The sequence below is a fragment of the Phyllobacterium zundukense genome (assembly GCF_002764115.1).
Lineage (GTDB): Bacteria > Pseudomonadota > Alphaproteobacteria > Rhizobiales > Rhizobiaceae > Phyllobacterium > Phyllobacterium zundukense.
The window spans coordinates 173,310-190,000 of sequence record NZ_CP017942.1; the positions used below are offsets into that span (position 1 = coordinate 173,310).

Here is a 16,691-nt window from a genome sequence, read left to right on the forward strand (position 1 = left end):
TTTTTCCTTAGGCGAGCGCGTGGCGCGAAGACGCGGCATAGCGGCCCGTCACATAATGTTCCAGCTGGCGCTCGATATCGCCGAGCATCGAACTTGCCCCTAAACGGAACAGGTCCGGCTGCAGCCAAGGCAGTCCGAGCTCTTCCTTCATCAGGATCAGCCAGTTCATGGCATCCTTGGCAGTCTTCATACCGCCAGCCGGCTTGAAACCGACCGTCTGGCCGGACAGTTCGCCATAATCACGCAAGGCACGCAGCATGATCAGGCTGACGGGAAGCGTGGCGTTCACGTCTTCCTTGCCGGTCGATGTCTTGATGAAATCGGCCCCCGCCTGCATCGCCACCATGGAGGCGCGGTAGACATTGCGCAGCGTGTTGAGATCGCCGGTTGCCAGAATGGCTTTCATGTGGGCATCGCCCGATGCTTCGCGCATCTGCGCGATCTCGTCATAGAGCGCCGACCAGTTCTGCGTCAGCACGTGTTCGCGCGTGATGACAATGTCGATTTCGGCAGCGCCCTCGCCCACCGCATAATGGATTTCGGCAAGACGCTGTGGCAGCGGTGTCAGGCCTGCTGGAAAACCGGTCGCCACCGAGGCGACGGGAATGCCCGAGCCATGCAAGGCCTTTACTGCATGGGGCACCATTGTCGGGTAAACGCAGACAGCACCGGTCGTAATGTTCTCATCGGCAAGCCCCAGCGCTTCGAGAATATCCTCACGCACCGGGCGCTTCGCCTTGGCACACAGCCGGCGAACCCGGCCCGCCGTATCGTCACCGGCAAGCGTGGTGAGATCGATGCAGGTGATCGCCTTGACCAGCCAGGCCGCCTGATATTCCTTTTTCACGGTCCGGCGCGTTGTCAGCGTCGCAGCACGGCGCTCTGTCGCCGAACGGTTGACGGCAATATCCTCGAACCACTCGGGCTTGAGTTTTGTACCGGTGTTGCGGGCATGGGAATGTGCCAGCTCGATTTCTGTTCCTTTTGGAACCACTGCATGTTGGGTGTTCATCCCCGACCCTTCCTGTGATCGATGAAGCGATTGAGCAAGATGGCTGCAACGATAATGATACCGGTTACAGTCATCTGATAGAAGGAGCCCAATCCCAGAAGATTGAATATATTACGAAGTACCTGAAGCAGCATTACGGCAAAGAATGTGCCGAGGACACCGCCACGCCCACCGAAGAGGCTTGTTCCGCCAAGAACAACCGCTGCGATGGCGTCCAGTTCGAGACCCTGCGCCGCCGTCGGTTGACCGATACGCAAACGCGAGGTCAGCAGAATACCGCCGAGCGCCGCCATGAAACCGGAAACAGCGAACACTGCAGTGACGATGAAACGTGTCGGCAGACCAGACAGGCGCGCCGCTTCAGGATTGCCGCCAGTCGCGAAAACATACTCGCCGAACACGGTCAGACGCAAAACCAGCCCGGCCAGGATACATAGAACGATGAAGATGAGCCCCATGGACGAGACGGCAAAGCCAGGCAGGATCGGCACCATCGTTGAGCCAATCGCGGCAAATCCCTGCGGCAGGCCGCTGACCGGCACGCCGTCAGTCATCAGATAGGTGATGCCGCGAAAAGACACGAGACCGGCCAGCGTGACGATGAAGCTCGGCACCTGCGCGAGGGCGCTGATCGCACCCATCGCCGCGCCGCAGGCTGTGCCAACAAGCGCCGTGATTGCCACGGCGACGACAGGGTCGAAGCCATGCGACATCAGCACGGCTACAAGCATGCCGCAGAGCGCCACGACACTGCCGACCGACAGGTCGATATTGCCTGTCAGAATAACGAAGGTCATGCCGATCGCGACAACGCCGACCACCGCCGCCTGCTGGAACAGGTTGGCGATATTGGTAAAGGTCAGGAAGTTATTCGACAGCGTCGCAGCAATGACCACGACGGCGAGAAAGATGACGATGAAATTATATTCGATCGCCAGATCGGCAAGGCGTTTGCCCATTGCCGGTGAAGGCGGCTGAACCTGCGACAAAGCGGTATTAGACATGATTTTCACCCAGAATTGTGGCCCGCAATATGGTGTCGCGGTCGGTGACGGAAGGATCGTACTTGCCGATGTTGCGGCCTTCGTGGAAGACCCAGATCGCATCGCAAGCCGCATAAAGTTCTTCGAGCTCGCTGCTGGCGACGATGACCGCTGCCCCGTCCTCGGCAAGCTTGTCGACGAGACTATAGAGGTCGGCCTTGGCTCCGATATCGAGGCCGCGGCTTGGCTCGTCCAGCAACAGAACGCGCGCGCCGTTGATGATCCATTTTGCCAGGACGACCTTCTGCTGATTGCCGCCGGAGAGCTGGACAACCGCCTGTTCCGGCTTGCCATATTTTGTGGAAAGGCTTTTCAGAACCGGCGTCGTGCGCTGCTTTTGCAGGGAATGCCGCGTCAGCCAGCTCTCGCGCATCGATGGCAGGGTGGCATTCTTGTAGATCGGCGCGTGGAGGATGAGACCTTCGGTCTTGCGGCTTTCCGGCACCAGGCCAATGCCGCGCCCGATCGCGTCTGCCGGATGGCGCGGGTGGAAGGCCTTGTCCTCCAGCAGGATCTCGCCTTCGAAACTGTTGGCACCGAAAAGCGCCTTCAGGAATGAGGTACGGCCCGAGCCGTTGAGACCTGTCAGACCGACCACCTCGCCCCAACGAACCTCCAGTCCGGCAATATCGAGGCCCTCGGCCCCGCGCAACCGGTTGACGTGCAGCGCTACATTTCCGGTGACTGCCTTGCGCGCCTTGCGCTCGATCAGCGAACGCTCCTTGCCAATGATGGCCTCAACCAATGCTTCGTCGCTAGTGCTCGCGACGTCGAACGTATCGATGGTCTTGCCGCCTCGCAGAACGGTGACACGATCGCCGATCTCACGCAGTTCGCCAAGGCGATGACTGACATAGAGAATGGCGACGCCGTGCCTGACAAGGTCGCGGATGACCTCGAACACGCTTTCAAGCTCGGTCTCGTTGAGCGACGCCGAAGGCTCGTCCATGATGATGATCTTGGCGTCCATGGTGAGCGAACGGGCAATGGCCGTCAGCTGCTGATTGGCAACGGAGAGCGTTTCAACCCGGACGTCCGGCGAGAATTTGGCACCGACCCGTTTTAGCGCTTCGCTGGAGCGCCGGCGGCGTTCCTTGTGATTGATGAGGCCAAATTTGCTGGGCGCATGACCAAGAAACAGATTCTGTTCCACCGTCAATTGCGGAACGAGATCAAGCTCCTGATAGATCATCGAGATGCCAAGCCGCGCGGCTTCCGCCGGCGAGCGCAACTCGACAGGCACGCCATCCAGCATCAGTACGCCATCGGTCGGGCGAAATGCTCCGGCGATGATCTTGAGCAGGGTTGACTTGCCCGCGCCATTGGCTCCGAGGAGACAGTGGACCTCCCCCGCACGCACATTCAACGACGCCGATTCCAGCGCGATGATATTGGGCATGAAGATCTTCGATACACGCTCGACGGTCAGGACATCATTCGCCATCTTTTATCCCCAACGCAAAGCGGGCGGTCGCTTCGTCGGTGACGATGACCGAGACATAGCCGGCTTTCAGCGCCGAGACGGCGATCTGCAATTTCTCTTCGCCTGCTACCACGCCAATCGACCACTGTTTCGTTTTGAGATATTCGAGACGCAAACCGACGGTCCTGTCGTCGATGGCCGTATCGACAATCTTGCCGTCACGATCAACGAAACGGCCAAGGATATCACCTACTGCACCGGCTTCCTTCAGGCGGTCGATATCCGCTTCATCAAGATAGCCGGAACTGAGAAGAACGGACTCGTGGGTGATGCCGCCCATACCGAAGCAGACGACGTCAGCCTGCATGGCCAGCGTCAACACCCGTTCGATGATCGGGTCCTCCTCCAGCACCTCCCGGGTGCTCTTCTTGCCGACGATTGCCGGAACCGGAAGCAGCGTTGCCGAACCATTGCCCGCCTTGGCGAATTCTTCAGCGACTGCACTCGTATGGGTCGCTGTCGAGCGCAGATTGGTCGAACCGTTGACGAGAACCACGTGAACGCCGGGATTCCAGTTGCTGGGCAGGAACCTTGCGACAGCCGACATGGTACGGCCCCAGGACACGCCAATCAGATCTGCCTTGGGATTGAGCCCGGCAAGGTATTTGGCAGCGGCCTGCGCAACGCTTTCCATCAGCAGGGCCGAATCCGTCGTGCCGCCGGAGGGAACGACGATGGCATCCTTGAGGCCGAATTCCTGCTGCAGCCGGACTTCCAGTTCGGTCTTGCGATAGGCACGCGGGGTGATTTCGATGCGGACCACGCCAAGCTCCTTGGCTTCCGTCAACAGCCGTCCGACCTGCCAGCGGGTCAGGCCAAGTTCCGTTGCAATCTCGCTCTGCGTCCGTTCGAGGTCGTAGTAAAGCTTGGCAACACGCACCATGAGATGTTCACGCTGCTCGTCGGATGGTAACCGGACGGATGGATTGTTCAGTCTTGCATCGTTCATCGTTCGGCCCCCGCCCTTTGCCGTGCACTCAATGCGTGGAGCATCGGCGTCAATGATTCCGTTGCATTTCTATAAAGTTCCATCGTGTCGCGATAGCGCGCCGACCATCTTGCATCCGGCACAACCCCTTTCGTGGATGCCGCGCAGGCCTCGGAAGCCGTGATCAGATCGGGAAACAGACCGAGCGCATGGGCCGAACAGACCGCAGTGCCAATCAGCGAAAGATTGTCTTCATGCGCGACATGAACCCGCCTGCCCAAGGCATCGACAGTGGCCTGTAACCACAGGGAATTCTTGCATATTCCACCGGCAATGACGATGCGGTCGACCACAACGCCGCGCTCTTCCAGAACGGCAACGACATTGGCCGAGCCGAGCGCGATAGCATCGACAGCGGAGGCGTAGACGTCGGCGCGGTCATGGCCAAGCGACAGGCCGAGAACGGCACCGCGCAGATCCGCATCGCGATAGGGCGTGCGGTTGCCCATCCAGTAATCCAGCGTCAGCAGGCCGGAATTGCGCGCCTGCAGATTCGACGCGTCGCGGATCAACGCCGCATGGCCTTGCTCATCGAGCCCGAAGAGTTTCTGGCTGAACCAGTTGAGAATCGAGCCCGCCGAGACCTGCCCAGCTTCGACCAGCCACAGACCATCCACCAGGGCATTGGGATAAGGTCCCCAGAAGCCGCTGACATCGCCCTGCTCCTTCAGGTGGGTCAGATGCACAACCGAAGTCCCACCAATGATGAGCATGCCGCCCGCAGCAACCGTTCCCGCACCGAGCACGCCGATATGTGCGTCAATGCCTCCCTGGGCAACAATCGCCCGGCCGGTGATGCCGAACTCTTTCGCAATGTCCGGCAGCAGTTCACCGATTGCATCACCGACGGGCACGATGCGTTGCGGCAGCTTTTGCTGCAGTTCGGGGATGCCAAGGGCTTCGTAGATTTCCGGCACGAAGGCGGCATTCTTCGAATCGTAATTCCATTTGCACGCAGCATTCATGCGCGAGCCAACCCACGCGCCGCACAGCCGGTAATTGATGAAATCCAGTGCTTCGCAGATGATATCCGCCTCGGCGAAGATTGCAGGTTCGTTCGCGGCCAGCCACATGGCTTTTGGAACCAGCCATTCCACTGCGTCGCCGCCGCCGCTATAGGCCATGACCGGATGTTCGACACTTTCAGTCGCGCGGGCTTCCTTGCTGGCCCGGCAATCCATCCACAGGATCGCCGGATAGAGCGGCTCGCTCCGCGCGTTGCAAATCACGACGGAAGACGCCGTCGTCGCTACGCAGACAGCGGCGATCTCGCCCGATCCGCATTGCGCAACGGCGCTGCGCCCTGCGTCGACAACCGCCTTCCACCACTCTTCCGGCTGCTGTTCTGCCCAGCCGGCGCGCGGATAGGTGGTGGCATAGCTGGCTTGCGACAGGGAGAGCATCATCCTGCGCTCCACATCGTAAACCCCCGCCCTGACACCTCCCGTGCCAAGATCGAAGTTCAGGACAAGTGTCATCCCTTAAAACTCCTCCCGTTCCGCCCGCTCAGGGACGGAACATCACTTTCGAAAAGAACATGGACCTTTCGGTCTGAAATTTCTCGAACATGCCGGGCAGTTCGGCAAGATCGAGATCATGGGTGATCATGAACTCCCATTCAAGCTCGCCCGAACCGAGCTTTTCCAGTGTGACTGTCCATTGCGGCCCCGGATAGGGCGCGCCGAAGGAGTTCCACGATCCGTGCAGGGAAATCTCCTGCCTGAGGAAATGCTGGAAGGTCTTGTTGTCCAGCGTGACGTCCGCAACCGGAATGCCGATGAACACGACATGACCGCTGGGCGCAGCCATTTTCACCGCCATATTGATCGACGAGGGATGACCGGCGGCTTCGATAATCGTGTCGCAAAGCAGATGCGACGGGATATCTGCGCCGGCAAGCAAAGTGTGCTTTGCGCCCGCGCGGCGCGCCATCGCCAGTTTCTCCTCGGATACATCCACGGCGACAACTTCGCTGGCACCCATCAATCGCATCCACTGGATGGCGAAGAGGCCTATCGGTCCGCAGCCGATGACGGCACCGCGCTGGCCCATGCCGATACCGCCGGCCTTCCAGATCGCATGGAGCGCAATCGAAGCCGGATCCGTCATGGCGACGGCACGCGGATCGATGCCTTCCGGCGTCTTCAGCAGGTTGGAAACCGGGACGCAGACATATTCCGCATAGGCGCCATTTCGCCGCGAGCCGAAATAATCATAGTCCCGGCAGCGCGAAAACTGACCCTTCTGGCACTGGTCGCACTTGAAACAGGGCAGCATGGGCGGAACTGCGACCAGTTCGCCGACCTTGAAGCCTTCGACGCCCGCGCCGATCGCGGTAATGTGGCCGGAAAACTCATGACCGCAGATGAGCGGCATCTTGTGGGCACCCTTGATCAGCATGCGCGGCATGTCCGACCCGCAGACACCGACCGAGGCAACACGCAAGAGGACGTGGCCGGCGGCGAGTTCCGGAACCGGAACATCTTCGAGGCGAATATCGCCAGGGGCATAAAGCACTGCTGCGCGCATGAAAAAATCCTTGGATGGAAAACTGCAAAGAAACTGCGGGGCAGGATGTTCCCTGCCCCGCAGGCTCGGGAGGCGGCCCTTACTGGCCGAGAACTTGCGGACGATACTCGGCGAACAATCCTTCGCGCGGGAAATCGGCGACGTTCTTCGACGTAACGAGCGTCGATCCTGCATCGACGAACTTGGCCACTTCCTTCTTGGCCGCCGCTTCTCGCGCGACCTGGATCGTCACATCGCCGAGATATTTCGGATCGTTCAGCGTGGAGGCGATGTAGTTGCCGCCTTCGGCAATGATGGTCAGCGCTTCCGACAGTCCGTCGACACCGGCGACGAGCACATCGTTGCGGTTGTTTTCCTTCAGAACCTGCAATGCACCCAGCGCCATATCGTCATTGTGCGCATAGACCACCTTCACATCCGGATTGGCCTGGAGCAGATCCTGCATGGCGGTAACGGCATTGGCGCGGATATATTCCGCATAAGGACCCTCGACGATGGTGTGACCGGAGCCTTCGAGCGCAGCGTGGAAACCATCGCGGCGATCCATCATCACGGCGCCGCCGGCATCGCCCTGAATTTCGATGATCTTGGCCTTCTCAACCCCGTCGGCTTTCAACCGGGCGACGACGGCTTCGCCAACCATCTGGCCCATCTTCTTGTTGTCGCGCCCGACATGGGCTGTGACGCCCTTGCCGTTGACGCTGCGATCGACCGTGATGACCGGAATGCCGGCGGCAATAGCGGCCTCGAGCGAGGGAACGACCGCGTCGGGATTGACCGGATTGATGATCAGCGCGTTGACGCCCTGCGTGATGAGATCCTGGATATCATTGTTCTGCTTGCTGACATCACCATTGGCATCAAGGAACACGAGCGTGTCACCGCCCGCCTTGGCGGCAGCTTCAGCGCCCGTCTTCAACTGTACATAGAACGGCGACTGCAACGTCACCTGACTGAAGCCGATCTTCAAGCCCTCCGCATTGGCGGCAGGCAGGGGCATGCCAAAGCCTACGGCGAGCGACAGCGCGGATACGGCAAGGGCAAATTTCGACAGAAAGCGACGGCGATTGAGCATGGTTTTCCTCCCCAAAGACTCAGATTTTCGGCAAAACAACAAAAGTGCAAATATTGCTCATTTGTAAATTCAGATAAGCAGAAGTTTTTTGACCTGTCAACGCGGCGTGTTCAAAATGCCGTGATGCGATCGCCGCTTGCCTTTGGCTCGTCGCAGGAACTAAGCTCCCCCAGCTCCTCAACATCCGAGTCCTCCCATGTCCCTTGAGATTACGCATGAACGCATCGCCGGGATCGAACGGCTGATCCGTCCGCATATCCGCCACACACCGGTCCTGCGCGTCGACATGGCTGATTTCGGCCTTGCGGCCAGACCCGTCGACCTGAAGCTCGAATGCCTGCAGCATTCGGGATCGTTCAAGGCGCGCGGTGCCTTTACCAATCTTTTGACCCGGCCAGTGCCAGATGCCGGCGTCGTTGCAGCCTCGGGCGGCAATCATGGTGCGGCGGTCGCCTATGCCGCCATGCGGCTGGGCGTGCGCGCCGCCATCTTCGTGCCGGGCGTCACCTCTCCCGCCAAGGCCGAACGCATTCGCGGCTACGGTGCCAATCTGGTCATCGGCGGTGAGCGCTATGCGGATGCGCTCGCGGCAAGTGAGCGATACGCCAAAGAAAGCGGCGCTCTCGCCATTCACGCCTTCGATCAACCGGAAACCCTGCTTGGCCAGGGAACACTTGGCGCGGAGATCGAAGCCGATCTGCCGGAGATCACGACGCTCCTGGTGGCAGTTGGAGGCGGCGGCCTGATTGGCGGCATTGCTGCATGGTTTCGCGGCAGGGTGAAGATCGTCGCCGTCGAACCGGAGGGCTCGCCGACCCTGCACCTCGCTTTGGCAGCCGGAGAACCTGTGGACGCACCGGCCGAAGGTATCGCGGCCGACTCGCTGGCGCCGAAGCGGGTGGGTGAGCTGATGTTTCCGATCGCTCAGGCCTTTGTCGAGCGCTCGATACTGGTGTCCGACGATGATATCCGTGCCGCGCAACATGCCCTCTGGGACAAGGTGCGTATCGTGGCCGAGCCTGGTGGCGCTGCAGCGCTCGCCGCGCTGCTGTCTGGAAGATATGCGCCCGGGCCGGATGAGCGCATGGCTGTCCTCGTCTGCGGCGCCAATACGACCGCTGTGAAGTTCGATTAAACTCGAGACATTTTATCTGAAGCCCCGAAACGCAAAAAACCCGCTTGAGGCGGGGTTTTTGCGGATCTGGTGGATGAGAACCTGATTTTGACGGGAAGGATTTGGTCTTGGGTTTCAGGCTTTGTCGGTTCGGGTCTCAGTCAGTCCACTGGACTGACTGAGACCCTTTGCCGGACGACCGCACACCCTTCAGCTTATGCGCCTGACGCGGTGAGGCGTGGAGGGTATTGCCGGTGGTTACGGTCCAATAGAGGGTGCTGCCGTCCGTTGACAAGGCGATGCCGTTGATGCCGATGAGAACCGGTTGGCCTTCCCACACAGCCTCGCCATGCGAAACGACCCGGATATCCTTCTTGATCTGAACCGAAGAATCCTGATTCAACAGGCGCCGGGCACTGTTGCCGTCGAAATTGGGCGCGCGTTGCGGCGGATGGCCGCGAGCGTCCGCGTGCATCGGTAAGCACTTCGACCAGACGCACTCTGGCGGACAGCCGCGAACGAGATGCTAATCACCACGCCCTATAATACTAATCAACGCCCTCTTGACTCCTAATTGACACCGGACATACTCCTGATATCCACTCCTGATGGAATCAGCATGTACAAGCGATTTGTCGAGCAGCGCGCGGAAGAGGCCCTTTCAGATACCCCCGTGGTGCTGATCGTCGGCCCTCGCCGCGCAGGCAAGACGACGCTGGTGCGCAAGATGGGAGATGCGGGGCGCACCTATATCACCCTCGATAACCAGACGGTGCTCGACGCGGCGCGGTCCAATCCGGTGGGCTTCATCCGGGGACTGGACCGGGCGATCATCGATGAGATCCAACGCGCACCCGATCTGCTGCTCGCGATCAAGAAAACTGTCGACGAGGACTACCGCCCCGGCCGTTTCTTGCTGACCGGCTCGGCCAATGTCCTCACCCTTCCCCGCGTTGCCGACAGCCTGGCTGGCCGGATGGAGACCCTTCAGATGCTGCCTCTGGCGCAAGCCGAGGTCGCTGGCCGAACACCCACATTCCTGAACCGTCTGTTCGAGGGGAAGCTGCAGGGCGACAAGGCGGCCGTTGTCGGAGACGATCTGGTCCGGCTAGTGCTCCAGGGCGGCTTTCCCGAAGCTATCGCCCGCGAGAGCGAACGACGGCGCCAGGATTGGGCCCGGTCCTATCTGACCTCCATTCTGACGCGGGATCTGCGGGACATCGCCGAGATCGAGAGACTGACTGACCTGCCCAAATTCGTTCGCCTGCTGGCGGAGCATTCAGGTCAGTTGGTCAATTATTCGGAGTTCGCCGGCAGCATTGATGTCAACTACAAGACCGGCCAGCGCTATGTCGGGCTACTGGAACAGGTGTTTCTCGTTTCGACACTTCAGCCCTGGTACTCGAATGCGCTGAAACGGATCATCAAGACGCCGAAGCTGCATTTCCTCGATTCCGGATTGCTCGCCACCAATCGAGGCCTGACCTTCGAGCGCGTGGCGGCGGATCGCGGCGCATTTGGCGCGCTGCTGGAGAGCTTCGTGTTCTCCGAGGTCAGAAAGCTGATGACCGGCTCGGAGCTGCGGCTGACGCCCTATCACTTCCGTGATCAGAAGATGCGTGAAGTCGATATCGTGCTGGAGCGCGACGACGGCATGATCGTCGGGATCGAGGTGAAAGCCAGCGCCACGGTTAAGACGGCAGATTTCAGCGGCCTGCGAACGCTGGCGGAGGCCTGCGGCGACAGGTTCGCCTATGGCGTCGTTCTCTACGACAGCGGCGACCTCGTTCCTTTCGGGAATCGGCTTGCGGCCGCTCCTTTATCGACCCTCTGGGCTTGAGAACGCGCATGGAAGCCTGCATTCTCAAACTTGCTGACCTGCTCCCGCTTATGTCCGCATTTATAAGTTAGCTCTGTTCTGGTTTTGGCCTTTTTGGGACCGGGTTGCGAACTCATAGGGTGTCATGCCGTCAAGGCTGGTGTGGGGGCGGTTCAGATTATAGTCAATCCTCCATTCCTCGATGATCTGGCGGGCGTGCCGATAGCTGGTGAAGAGATGCTCGTTGAGGCACTCATCGCGCAGTCTGCCGTTGAAGCTTTCGATAAAGCCGTTCTGCATCGGTTTTCCCGGTGCGATATAGTGCCAGTCGACCTGGCGTTCCTGCTGCCATTCCAAGATGGCATTCGAGGTCAGTTCGGTGCCATTGTCCGAGACAACCATGCAGGGAATTCCACGGTGTTCGACGATCCTGTCGAGCTCCCGGCCAACGCGCGTTCCCGAGATCGAATTGTCGACGACGGTTGCCAGACATTCGCGGCTGAAGTCATCGATGACGCAGAGCACCCGGAAGCGGCGGCCGTCGGTCAAAGAATCCGAGACGAAGTCGAGGCTCCAACGCTGGTTTGGTCCCTGGGGGATCGCCATCGGCGCACGTGTGCCAAGCGCTCGTTTGCGGCCGCCACGCTTGCGCACCGTCAGCCGCTCCTCTTTGTAGAGGCGGTAAAGCTTCTTCCAATTGACCTCGACACCTTCTCGCTTCAGCAGAATGTGAAGCCGGCGGTAGCCAAAGCGGCGACGTTCGCTGGCCAGCTCCCGCATGCGGTGGCGGAGATCTGCATCATCCGCCCGGCTTGACCGATAGCGATAAACCCGCGGATCAATCCCCACCAGTCCACAGGCACGGCGTTGCGAGTAGTTCTTTTCATTCATGGCCCAGTTCACGGCATCTCTCCTCGAACCGGGCCTCAAAAGTTTTTTCCAAGCATCTCTTTGAGCGTCGATACATCCAGCATCGCATCCGCCAAGAGACGCTTCAGTTTGCCGTTTTCTTCCTCAAGTGCCTTTAGCCTCTTGGCTTCCGGCACTTCCATGCCACCAAACTTCGAGCGCCACTTAATGGGATGGACGCCTCTCCCTCCAACGGTCAAGCTGGTTGAGAGAATGTTCAGCCAAAGGAGGAGAAGATGGCAATTGCATTCATAGGTATCGATCTTGCAAAGAACGTGTTCCAGCTTCACGGAACCGATGCGGCGGGCCGGCAGCTATTCAGCAAACGCTTGCGCCGAGATCAGTTGCTGCCTGAATTGGTTAAGCTGCCACCTTGTATAATCGGCATAGAGGCTTGCACCGGGGCATTCTTTTGGCAGCGCCAGTTCGAGAAGCTGGGGTACTCGGTGAAGATCATTGCGCCCCAGTACGTAAAGCCTTTCGTCAAGCACCAAAAGAATGATCAGAACGACGCCGAAGCGATCTGCACTGCGATGCGTCAGCCTAACATGAAGTTCGTTCCGACGAAGAACCAGGAGCAGCAGGACATACAGTCTCTCCACCGCGCACGCAGTCGCTTGGTGAATCACCGAACAGCTCTTGTCAGCCAAATGCGTGGCCTTTTACTTGATCGTGGGATCACCGTCGGCATCACAATCCGTCGCGCAAGGCGGGCCATCCCGGAAATCATCGCGGACATGACCAACGATCTGACAGATATGACCCGCGACGTTATAGCTAAGCTCCTTGAGTTTCTTGATCAAATCGATCAAAGGGTCAAAGCTTTCGATCGACGTATCGAAGCGGTTTTCCGCGCGAATCCGACGTGCCAGCGGATCGCACGCATTTGTGGTGTAGGTCCGAAGACAGCAACAGCTATCGTGGCCGCGGTGGGCGATGGCAGTGAGTTCAAGAACGGCAGACATCTGGCCGCGTGGATGGGCCTTGTGCCCAGGCAACATTCCAGCGGAAATCGGAAGATCCTGATGGGGATCAGCAAGCGCGGTGACCAGCACCTACGAACCTTACTCGTGCACGGCGCGCGGGCCGTAGTCAGAGTAACAGCCAAAAGGGAAGACGCCTTTAGCCGCTGGGTCAACGCCCTTCGTGAGCGGCGTGGGATGAATCGTGCGATCGTCGCGGTGGCAAATAAGAATGCTCGGATAATCTGGGCCGTGCTCAGGCGAGACGTGGAATTCCAGTCGGCAACCTGAGGCTGGGATAAGGATTGCAAGGAGATCCAAGAAATGTGACCGACCGCCAATATCCGGTTTGTGAGGAACCTGACTTTTATAATGGCCCTTCGAGGCCGACCATTTGTTGAGGCTCACAGCGCGGAATTCCCATTTGGGCGCACCAATCCGGTGACGCCGGATAGATGTTCGCAACCTGGGAGAGCGCGGTTAGTTCAAATCGAGAGAACCTTGCAATGGGAGAGACGTCCATAGATGTAAAACGTCGCATCGCTGACACCGTATTTCCGGCAAAGGTCAGCAGCCGATAATCCGGCCTGATGCTCCTTCAAAATACCGATGATCTGCTCGTCGCTGAAACGGGATCGCTTCATTTTCTGTCTCCTGGTGTGGAGAACAGACTAACCTCAAATCGAGGACATTCCAGGGGAGCAGGTCATTGGCGCAGCGGTTTTCCTGGCCAGCGACGGCGTCACCTGGTTGAAGGAGCTTGCCGTATAAACGCCAAAAACTCCGCTTGAGGCGGGGTTTTTGGATAAGAAGCTGGCTTTGTCGGGCATTGAGTTTGGTTGCGGGGACAGGATTTGAACCTGTGACCTTCAGGTTATGAGCCTGACGAGCTACCGGGCTGCTCCACCCCGCGCCACCATATCCGGCTGTTGACCGGGATTGTTTGCCGCTTTTGCTGTTTTGCGTAAGTTTGATCTTACATTGTTTGGGCTGCAAAAGCAAAAGGCCGCCCTGCGTTAAAAGCGGCGGCCTGTTGGATTGTTCTGTGTGTTTGTGAGCTTTGAATAACGTTGCGTTTGGCAGACCTGGCAGCGACCTACTCTCCCGCGTCTTGAGACGAAGTACCATTGGCGCTGGGGCGTTTCACGGCCGAGTTCGGAATGGGATCGGGTGCAGCCACCCCGCTGTAACCACCAGGTCAGCAAAGCGCAACGTTATGTGAGAAGCTGGAGTTTTTGTTTGTTTTGATTGGAGGTTGCTTGCGTTCCGGGCGTAAGCCCGCAAGGCCAAGCGGCCGTCGCGGCTTATGCCGCGCGCTGTCGCAGCGCCCGCACCAAAGGTGCGATACGGCGCGTGAGACAAATCCAATCGATCTGTCTCGCAAGCGAGACAGATGGATATAAGTAATGAGAATGATCAAGCCAATCGAGCTATTAGTACCGGTAAGCTTCATGCGTTGCCGCACTTCCACACCCGGCCTATCAACGTGGTGGTCTTCCACGGCTCTGATAGGGAATACTCGTTTTCAGGTGGGTTTCCCGCTTAGATGCCTTCAGCGGTTATCCCGTCCGTATATAGCTACCCTGCTATGCGGCTGGCGCCACAACAGGTCCACCAGAGATACGTCCATCCCGGTCCTCTCGTACTAGGGACAGATCCTGTCAATATTCCTACACCCACGGCAGATAGGGACCGAACTGTCTCACGACGTTCTGAACCCAACTCACGTACCGCTTTAAATGGCGAACAGCCATACCCTTGGGACCTGCTCCAGCCCCAGGATGCGATGAGTCGACATCGAGGTGCCAAACAACCCCGTCGATATGGACTCTTGGGGGTCATCAGCCTGTTATCCCCGGCGTACCTTTTATCCGTTGAGCGATGGCCCTTCCACGCGGGACCACCGGATCACTATGACCGACTTTCGTCTCTGCTCGACTTGTCAGTCTCGCAGTCAGGCGGGCTTATGCCATTGCACTCGACGACCGATTTCCGACCGGTCTGAGCCCACCATCGCGCGCCTCCGTTACTCTTTAGGAGGCGACCGCCCCAGTCAAACTACCCACCATACACTGTCCCGGATCCGGATAACGGACCGCGGTTAGACATCCATATAGGTAAGGGTGGTATTTCAAGGGTGACTCCACGAGAGCTGGCGCCCCCGCTTCAAAGTCTACCACCTATCCTACACATGCCGACACGAATGCCAGTGTAAAGCTATAGTAAAGGTGCACGGGGTCTTTCCGTCTAACCGCAGGAACCCCGCATCTTCACGGGGAATTCAATTTCACTGAGTCTGCGTTGGAGACAGCGGGGAAGTCGTTACGCCATTCGTGCAGGTCGGAACTTACCCGACAAGGAATTTCGCTACCTTAGGACCGTTATAGTTACGGCCGCCGTTTACTGGGGCTTCGATTCAAAGCTTGCACCTCTCCTCTTAACCTTCCAGCACCGGGCAGGCGTCAGACCCTATACGTCGTCTTGCGACTTCGCAGAGCCCTGTGTTTTTGGTAAACAGTCGCTACCCCCTGGTCTGTGCCACCCTCCTTGACTTGCGTCAAAAAGGGTCACGCTTCTTCCGAAGTTACGCGTGCAATTTGCCGAGTTCCTTCAACGCAGTTCTCTCAAGCGCCTTGGTATTCTCTACCAGTCCACCAGTGTCGGTTTAGGGTACGGTCTATACGCGGGAGCTATTTCCTGGAACCGCTTCGAAGCCCCTCCAATCCAATAAGGAGGAACAACACACGCGATCCGTCACTACCCGCAGGCCCACGAATATTAACGTGGTTCCCATCGACTACGCCTTTCGGCCTCGCCTTAGGGGCCGGCTAACCCTGCTCAGATTAACTTTAAGCAGGAACCCTTGGACTTTCGGCGAGGGAGTCTCTCACTCCCTTTATCGTTACTCATGTCAGCATTCTCACTTCTGATACCTCCAAAGGCCCTCACGGGTCCCTCTTCAACGGCTTACAGAACGCTCCGCTACCACTTGCTTATTGCTAAGCAAATCCACAGCTTCGGTGTATGGCTTGAGCCCCGGTACATTTTCGGCGCAAAGACCCTTATTTAGACCAGTGAGCTGTTACGCTTTCTTTAAATGATGGCTGCTTCTAAGCCAACATCCTGGTTGTTTTGGGATCCTCACATCCTTTCCCACTTAGCCATAACTTAGGGACCTTAGATGGTGGTCAGGGTTGTTGCCCTCTTCACGACGGACGTTAGCACCCGCCGTGTGTCTGCCGATTAGTACTCTTCGGTATTCGGAGTTTGGTTAGGTTTGGTAAATCGGTGAGATCCCCTAGCCCATCCAGTGCTCTACCCCCGAAGGTATTCGATCGACGCTCTACCTAAATAGATTTCGCGGAGAACCAGCTATCTCCAAGTTTGATTGGCCTTTCACCCCTAGCCACAAGTCATCCCAATCTATTGCAACAGATGCGGGTTCGGTCCTCCAGTAAGTGTTACCTTACCTTCAACCTGCTCATGGCTAGATCACTTGGTTTCGGGTCTAATGCGACGAACTGAACGCCCTGTTCAGACTCGCTTTCGCTGCGCCTACACCTACCGGTTTAAGCTTGCTCGTCACACTAAGTCGCTGACCCATTATACAAAAGGTACGCTGTCACCCAGAACAAATCTTGGGCTCCAACTGTTTGTAGGCATTCGGTTTCAGGATCTCTTTCACTCCCCTTGTCGGGGTGCTTTTCACCTTTCCCTCACGGTACTGGTTCGCTATCGGTCATGCACGAGTACTTAG

The 16,691-nt window shown here is 58.3% G+C and carries 11 protein-coding genes, 1 tRNA gene, 2 rRNA genes and 2 pseudogenes (1 of these 16 only partly in view); 3 read left to right on the top strand and 13 right to left on the bottom strand.

What is annotated here, in order from left to right; genetic code table 11:
• Positions 1–7: 7 nt before the first annotated feature.
• From deoC to BLM14_RS23890, 7 genes are all read right to left on the bottom strand, one after another.
• Positions 8–1,012: a deoxyribose-phosphate aldolase gene (gene deoC, locus BLM14_RS23860; protein ID WP_237143665.1), complete on the bottom strand. Its 1,005-nt coding sequence runs from the start codon at positions 1,010–1,012 to the stop codon at positions 8–10.
• Positions 1,009–2,016 (bottom strand): ABC transporter permease, encoded by a 1,008-nt coding sequence (locus BLM14_RS23865; protein ID WP_100002360.1) that lies wholly within the window; start codon positions 2,014–2,016, stop codon positions 1,009–1,011. The genes deoC and BLM14_RS23865 overlap by 4 nt, the downstream gene beginning before the upstream one ends.
• Entirely contained in the window at positions 2,009–3,499 is a 1,491-nt protein-coding gene (locus BLM14_RS23870; protein WP_100002362.1) for a sugar ABC transporter ATP-binding protein, read from the bottom strand. Before BLM14_RS23870 ends, BLM14_RS23865 begins: the two co-directional genes overlap by 8 nt.
• Positions 3,489–4,487, bottom strand: coding sequence for a sugar-binding transcriptional regulator (locus BLM14_RS23875; RefSeq protein ID WP_100002364.1), 999 nt, complete (start codon positions 4,485–4,487; stop codon positions 3,489–3,491). The genes BLM14_RS23870 and BLM14_RS23875 overlap by 11 nt, the downstream gene beginning before the upstream one ends.
• Positions 4,484–6,004 carry an FGGY-family carbohydrate kinase gene (locus BLM14_RS23880; RefSeq protein WP_100002366.1) on the bottom strand — a complete coding sequence of 507 codons (1,521 nt, stop codon included), beginning with the start codon at positions 6,002–6,004 and terminating at the stop codon, positions 4,484–4,486. Before BLM14_RS23880 ends, BLM14_RS23875 begins: the two co-directional genes overlap by 4 nt.
• A 28-nt stretch (positions 6,005–6,032) precedes the next feature.
• Positions 6,033–7,055, bottom strand: a complete 1,023-nt coding sequence (locus tag BLM14_RS23885) for a galactitol-1-phosphate 5-dehydrogenase (protein ID WP_100002368.1) — start codon at positions 7,053–7,055, stop codon at positions 6,033–6,035.
• Between the two features lie 79 nt (positions 7,056–7,134).
• A complete protein-coding gene (locus tag BLM14_RS23890) occupies positions 7,135–8,130 on the bottom strand; it encodes a substrate-binding domain-containing protein (protein WP_100002369.1) in 996 nt (331 codons plus the stop codon).
• Between the two features lie 196 nt (positions 8,131–8,326).
• Here BLM14_RS23890 and BLM14_RS23895 point away from each other — a divergent pair, with 196 nt between their 5' ends.
• Positions 8,327–9,265: a threonine/serine dehydratase gene (locus tag BLM14_RS23895; protein ID WP_100002371.1), complete on the top strand. Its 939-nt coding sequence runs from the start codon at positions 8,327–8,329 to the stop codon at positions 9,263–9,265.
• A gap of 136 nt (positions 9,266–9,401) precedes the next feature.
• Here BLM14_RS23895 and BLM14_RS23900 read toward each other — a convergent pair whose 3' ends face one another.
• Positions 9,402–9,719 (bottom strand): hypothetical protein, encoded by a 318-nt coding sequence (locus BLM14_RS23900; RefSeq protein WP_100002373.1) that lies wholly within the window; start codon positions 9,717–9,719, stop codon positions 9,402–9,404.
• Between the two features lie 144 nt (positions 9,720–9,863).
• On the opposite strand from BLM14_RS23900, the gene BLM14_RS23905 reads away from it, so the two are divergent.
• The gene (locus tag BLM14_RS23905) at positions 9,864–11,084 is read left to right on the top strand and encodes an ATP-binding protein (RefSeq protein ID WP_100002374.1); all 1,221 of its coding nucleotides are present in this window, start codon (positions 9,864–9,866) and stop codon (positions 11,082–11,084) included.
• A gap of 60 nt (positions 11,085–11,144) precedes the next feature.
• Here the strand turns inward: BLM14_RS23905 and BLM14_RS23910 are convergent.
• A pseudogene (locus tag BLM14_RS23910) lies at positions 11,145–12,139 on the bottom strand (IS3 family transposase); the annotation flags it as partial.
• A 69-nt stretch (positions 12,140–12,208) separates the two neighbouring features.
• Here BLM14_RS23910 and BLM14_RS23915 point away from each other — a divergent pair.
• A complete protein-coding gene (locus BLM14_RS23915) occupies positions 12,209–13,225 on the top strand; it encodes an IS110 family RNA-guided transposase (protein ID WP_100002376.1) in 1,017 nt (338 codons plus the stop codon).
• Between the two features lie 236 nt (positions 13,226–13,461).
• Here the strand turns inward: BLM14_RS23915 and BLM14_RS23920 are convergent.
• From BLM14_RS23920 to BLM14_RS23940, 4 genes and pseudogenes are all read right to left on the bottom strand, one after another.
• Positions 13,462–13,578, bottom strand: a pseudogene (locus BLM14_RS23920) (transposase); the annotation flags it as partial.
• A 192-nt stretch (positions 13,579–13,770) separates the two neighbouring features.
• A tRNA-Met gene (locus BLM14_RS23930) sits at positions 13,771–13,847 on the bottom strand.
• A 170-nt stretch (positions 13,848–14,017) separates the two neighbouring features.
• Positions 14,018–14,132: ribosomal RNA gene (rrf, locus tag BLM14_RS23935) — 5S ribosomal RNA — on the bottom strand.
• 214 nt (positions 14,133–14,346) lie between these two features.
• A 23S ribosomal RNA gene (locus tag BLM14_RS23940) occupies positions 14,347–16,691 on the bottom strand (it continues 687 nt past the right edge of the window).